The 5,472-nt window shown below is 58.2% G+C and carries 4 protein-coding genes and 1 pseudogene; 2 read left to right on the top strand and 3 right to left on the bottom strand.

Features of this window, described 5'->3' with window-relative positions; translation table 11 throughout:
• On the top strand, nt 1-503 hold a 503-nt coding region (locus EOA24_RS26085; protein ID WP_245501856.1), incomplete at its 5' end, for a PAN domain-containing protein.
• 50 nt (nt 504-553) lie between these two features.
• On the opposite strand, the pseudogene EOA24_RS43275 reads toward EOA24_RS26085, so the two are convergent.
• Nucleotides 554-652 (bottom strand): annotated as a pseudogene (locus tag EOA24_RS43275) (transposase); the annotation flags it as partial.
• A gap of 498 nt (nt 653-1,150) precedes the next feature.
• On the opposite strand from EOA24_RS43275, the gene EOA24_RS26075 reads away from it, so the two are divergent.
• Entirely contained in the window at nt 1,151-2,506 is a 1,356-nt protein-coding gene (locus tag EOA24_RS26075) for an IS5 family transposase (RefSeq protein ID WP_127410216.1), read from the top strand.
• A 697-nt stretch (nt 2,507-3,203) separates the two neighbouring features.
• Here the strand turns inward: EOA24_RS26075 and EOA24_RS26070 are convergent.
• Both EOA24_RS26070 and EOA24_RS26065 read right to left on the bottom strand, forming a co-directional pair.
• Nucleotides 3,204-4,214: a hypothetical protein gene (locus EOA24_RS26070; RefSeq protein WP_127410215.1), complete on the bottom strand. Its 1,011-nt coding sequence runs from the start codon at nt 4,212-4,214 to the stop codon at nt 3,204-3,206.
• A gap of 241 nt (nt 4,215-4,455) precedes the next feature.
• Nucleotides 4,456-5,376 (bottom strand): hypothetical protein, encoded by a 921-nt coding sequence (locus EOA24_RS26065; RefSeq protein ID WP_127410214.1) that lies wholly within the window; start codon nt 5,374-5,376, stop codon nt 4,456-4,458.
• Nucleotides 5,377-5,472: the final 96 nt, after the last annotated feature.

The raw sequence follows: 5,472 nt of genomic DNA, 5'->3' as shown, positions 1-5,472 counted from the left end.
CGTCCGACAACGTGGCGGTCGCCGCTCCCCCGCCCTCGTCCAGTTTCACGAGATACCGCAACAGGGACCTGACCGGCAGTTCGGGCGCTTCCATGGCCGCCCAGGACGCCGACCAGTGCGAGGGGCTGTGCCGAAGCGCGTCCGCGTGGTGCCGGGCTTACACCTTCGACGCCTGGAACAGGAAGTGCTTCCTGAAGGGCGAGACTGGCCAGCTCATGATGAACGCCCGCGGCACCAGCGGGGTCATATCAAGCCTTGGAGCGCCAAGCTCGTCGGGAGCTCCGGTGTACATGGAGTACTTCAACGGCAAGGCCTTTTCCGGAAACGGCTTCCGCGTGCTGGCCGCCCCCACCAGGGATGCGTGCGTCAACGAATGCTGGAACGCGGATCAATGCGCCGCGTTCGGCTTCACGGCCTCGCAAAGGCGATGCGTCCTGTTCGACCAGCCGGGCGAGTATTTCAGCAACCGCGGCACTGATAGCGGCGCGAAGCGCCAGAAATAGGCGGCCGGACAGCATGGAACGGAGCGGGAGCGGACCCGGCATCGCTCCCCGACATCACCCCCAAGCACCGCATAGCGATACTTCGTCACCCAAACCAGGTGATACTTTCAGTCCCAAACGGTATGGCTGCCCCGCTTGTATGCGTCCATCCAGCCAATCTACACCGGATACGCCGGTGATCCCAGCCGCCTAAGGGCGTGGGGTTTCCTGATCCCCTATCGGACTCTAAAAATCGCTACTTTCCACGTCGAGTTTATTCTGTGAACTGGCACTCTACGGCCGCTGATAATTGCTGGCTGGCCGTTCTTATTAGCCCCGGGAGGAAGCCTGGCTAATTCCCACTAAAATCAGGCGACCCGTACATCACGGATCAAATTCGGCATGCCAGACGTTTTGACCTTTGATGGACGTGCAATCCGACGAAAACTGGTCTTGGTTTGAGGCCAATACATGACATCTTGAGCCACCAAATCGTCAGACTTCTTGGTCGTCCGTGAAGAACACGGAAGGCTTTGATTCAATTTAGGATTTTCCCCTGATTTTGGGTTTTAGTTTGCCGGAAATCGTGGCCTTAGGGGGCGATTTCTGGCAAATTGTAATGGTGCCTGTACGCGTGATTCGGCTGGTTTGACGCGAGGGAGCACGCGATGCGGCCAAAGGAACGACGAGACGGCGGCCAGACCGACCTGTTGCGGGCTCGGCTCGATCAGATTCTCAACATGGATCATGCGCTGGTGAAGCTGGCGGCGGCGATCGACTGGCGCTTTCTCGAAGAGCGGCTTGGCGAGGTCTATGACGACGGCCCTGGCCGGCCGCCGCTGCCGACCCGGTTGATGGCGGACTTGGCCATCCTGAAGTCGATGCACAACCTGTCCGATGAAGGCTTGTGCGAGCGCTGGCTGGAGAACCCCTATTACCAGATGTTCTGCGGCGAGGAGTTCTTCCAGCACCGCCTGGTCTTCGACCGCACGTCGCTGACGCGCTGGCGTCTGCGCATGGGCGAGGAGCGGCTGACGGCGCTGCTGCAGGAGAGCCTGGCGGCGGCGACCCGGCTGGGCGCGGCCAAGCCGGCCGACTTCTGCGCGGTGATCGTCGACACCACCGTGCAGGAAAAGGCCATCACCTTCCCGACCGACGCCAAGCTGATGCAGCGGGCCCGCGAGCGGCTGGTCAAGCTGGCCAAGAAGCATGGCGTCGTGCTGCGCCAGTCCTATGCGCGGGTGGGCAAGTTCGCGCTGATCAAGCACCAGCGCTATGCCCACGCCAAGCAATTCAAGCGCGCCAACCGGCAGCTCAAGCGGCTGCGCACCATGCTGGGCGCGGTGATCCGCGACATCGCCCGCAAGATCGCCGGGCAGCCGGGCCTGATGCAGGTCTTCGGCCTGTCGTTGTCGCTTGCCCGCCGTGTCAGGGACCAGCGCCAGCGCGAGCGGGGCCGCAAGGTCTACTCCCTGCACGCTCCGGAGGTGGAGTGCATCGGCAAGGGCAAAGCTCACAAGCCCTATGAGTTCGGTGTCAAGGTCTCGGTCGCCACAACCCTCAAGCGCAGCCGCGGCGGCCAGTTCGTCGCCCACGTCAAGGCGCTGCCCGGCAATCCCTACGACGGCCACACGCTGGCCACCATCCTCCCAGCGATCGAGGAGACGATCGGCGTCAACCTCTCCAAGGTCGTCACCGATGCCGGCTATCGTGGCCACAACGCCCCGAAGGACAAGACCTTCAAGGTCCGTGTCGCCGGCTACAGGCGCGGCCTCACCAAGACCGTCAAGCGGGCGCTGCGACGGCGGGCCGCCGTCGAGCCAGTCATCGGCCATCTCAAAACCGACCATCGCATGGGCCGCAACTTCCTGGCCTTCGCCCAAGGCGACGCCAACAACGCCGTGCTCGCCGCCGTCGGCTACAACTTCGGCCTCCTGCTCAACTGGCTGGGGCTTTTGTGCGCCTTCATCCTGGCGATGCTCGCAACCACAGCAACGCCGCCCCTCCGGCCGCGAATAGCCTGACGCCGCAGCTCAGTTAGTATAGCCCGCTCCAACGGTGCGCCCTTCCGCGACTGATGCTGAGAAGTCGCATTCTTCACGGACGACTTCTTGCAAGAGCCCAGGCCTGCGGAGACGGCATATATGACCGCAAGGTTGCAATTGCGAGCCGAGCGACAAAATCGGGATTTCGTTTGCATGAGGTATTACCTTCCTCAGCCGGACAATTAGCCTATCGTCCTCCCGCAGGCCCTTCTTGGTTCGAACACCAACGGAACCGCCTTATCGCCATGGTTGTTTGCAAACTTACATTGCAGGGAGGGTGGCAGTTGTCGGCTCGGCAACAACATATCCCACAACAGGTGTGCACTCCGTTGACGACAGAATTGGTCTCACGAGTTCCCGCAATCACGCAGTCTGCTTCGCCTCCATCAGCTTCGACGGTGCATTTGCAGCGTCGATCACCTTTCTCGCGCCGCCTTCTCCGCTGCAGTGATCGGCGGGAGCATCTTCGGCCTAAACTCGTTGAGCGGAGTGGAGGTGTCATGTTCGCTTATCGGGCGAACGCTGGCAGAGAGGCACCGGCGCAAAGCAAAATCGCGATTGCTATGAATTGCCAGATTTCCACGCTCGCCACCTTGGCTGACAGGTCCTCTATGAAAAGCCCAATAACCACATTAGCGCTACATCGGGCTAACTGTCCCGAACTGTAGCGACTACACTACTGCTGGCCAGTCGTGCCGTTCGCGCGGCGACGATCTCGCAGCACTTCTCGCTCGACCTTCAACAGGTCCTCGACGGCCGCGGACCGCATGGTCACGGAGCGGGTCAGATTATTCAGCGAAATTTTCCCGTCAGCAGAGATGACGATGGCAGGCTCACCGTCCTTGTCAGGGAGCGAAGAGCCCTGGGTTATTCCAACCAACACTAATCGTCCTTGTTCATCGCGCAACAGGTTTGGCATGCCTGAGCCCTGACCTTTTATAGATGTGCAGTCCGTCAAAAGGCGACTCGCGCTGGATTCGTAAACGGTGCATTCCTGGGCGACAAGATCTCTTCCTCCAACCCGCTCACGCAGACCAGCCGAAACAGCGTAAATCGCCGCTCCCTTGGAGAACGTTCGGCCCACAGTAAGCACAGGTATTTCTATAGCGTGATCTATCGGATATTTTAGTGCAATAGCAAGCCTGTCATTTGCTTTCTCCGTCTTATATAGCGAGCCGATTCTAAATGTGCCAAACTCAAGAGAAAGAGGTACCGGCGCGTCTCCAAAGTTGTTAGCAAACTGGCAATGCAAACTCTCCGGAGCTGCACCAATCGGAGAAAGTACATCACGAATTAGATGTCCAACGGTCAACACCACCATGTTGGTTCCGCTGGTTCCGGCAATTGTACAGTCGGTGGAATTGTCAGCAACTTGTTCATCCAACGTTACCGAGCAATTGCATCTCCCAATGGCTTTGTTCAGTGCGAACTGCTCTTCAGCGGTGAAGGCTTGAAGCTTGTGTGGCGAGAACCTCTTTAACGGAGTACTGGTGTCGTGCTGGCTCACAGCCGCTAACGTAAGCAGCTGGGCTTGCACGCCCGCGATTTCCTTGTTGTCGGCCTTCAATACGGCCTTCCAAGGCTCGCGCGGCCCTTCCTTCGGATCGCTATCCGAAATGCGCGGAACCGCGGCAGCTGCTCCAGCGCCAAGCAAAACCGTGACTGCGGCTAACTGCCGGATATCCATACTTCGAAAGCCCCACTGTTCAAAGCCGTACCTTGCCCGCAGACAAGGGATCGCTCATACCGCAACGGCCTTTCCTGATAATACGGATTCTGTCCCAGCAGCACCAAGCCCCCTACATCCACGGACACCCGCCCCTATCCATGAAGCGGCAATTGCCATCTAATTCCGAACTTGGCTGAGCGCCGGTACCTCGATGCCCACCGTATTCTCTTTGCGGCCTTGGGCGACTCTAACCGCTGGTCTAATTTCGACGCGATTCCAACTTCTCGTAGATTTCATCAAGCCTTCCGAAGCGCGTAATGTAAGTCACGTGCTTTTTCACATCCAGCTGCGCACCGTCCGGTAGCTCGACGGTATCCCCGGGAATCATCCCAAAGAGCTTTTTGTCAGCGTAGAAGGGGGTTGTTGCGTAGGCTTGTGCGCCTGATGACCCCCTGCCACTGTCGCAATCGGTAGCCGCGACATTAGAAAGGGAACCACCTGGAAGGTTATACCACCCGACCCAATTGCAGGTCGTGGTGGTAAGTGCATCATTCGGGTGCCCCTCGAAATTGTCGGCATAGTTGGAAATGATCGTAATCGACGTAGAAATGTTCCGTTCGAGAGTGATGTTCTTGCGTGGGATCGCCTTCCCGCCGGCGGGCGCCCGCATGAGACGGGCGACGGCGATGTCGTCGTTGAAATCCCAAATGGCATTCTCGGATTTACTGTTCTTTTTTCTGTAGCCTGGGTTGGGAGGATATTCGACGTCCGTAAACGGAATCATTTCTCCACTTTGGATGTGTTCAAAGTAGCAGTTTCGGTAATTGACCGAAGGAGTCTTTCCGTCGCGCTCGACAAACTTATGACGGCTTAGAATAATCACATCCTCTTTAAGCGCCAGGACGGCGTTGGAAATCGTACCGTGCGTCTTGATAAAGTCGGTAGAGGGAGCTCTTCCCTTCTTGGGAGGAGTGAGCAGACAGTAGGCACGTCCCTGGGCCTTCTCTAGCTCTGGATTCTGATTTGGGTCCCGTTCCTGGCGCCCCTCCGTTCCAACTAGGGTTGCCTGTTGGTAGAGGGTGAAGATGGGGAGGTCGGTAAACCGAGGTTGCGCCAAGTAGGGAGCGGTCACCGACCCTTGAGGGGCAAAGAGCAAGATTGGAAATAGAAGGTTGATCATTTTGACCCTCAGACGACTAGCTATCTCCCTTGTGGAGCGTCGGTTTAAATTTTACTTACGGCGCGATTCTAACCTGTTGTATATAATTGTATATCC

The sequence above is a fragment of the Mesorhizobium sp. M2A.F.Ca.ET.039.01.1.1 genome (assembly GCF_003998035.1).
Taxonomy (GTDB): domain Bacteria; phylum Pseudomonadota; class Alphaproteobacteria; order Rhizobiales; family Rhizobiaceae; genus Mesorhizobium.
The sequence above is the reverse complement of the archived record's forward strand: the minus strand, read 5'-3'. Positions and strand labels throughout refer to the sequence as shown.

Bases quoted from the DNA above. Each gene is read 5' to 3' on its own strand.
- EOA24_RS26075 (WP_127410216.1), top strand. From the start codon at position 1,151: ATGCGGCCAAAGGAACGACGAGACGGCGGCCAGACCGACCTGTTGCGG.
- EOA24_RS26070 (WP_127410215.1), bottom strand. From the start codon at position 4,214: ATGGATATCCGGCAGTTAGCCGCAGTCACGGTTTTGCTTGGCGCTGGA.
- EOA24_RS26065 (WP_127410214.1), bottom strand. From the start codon at position 5,376: ATGATCAACCTTCTATTTCCAATCTTGCTCTTTGCCCCTCAAGGGTCG.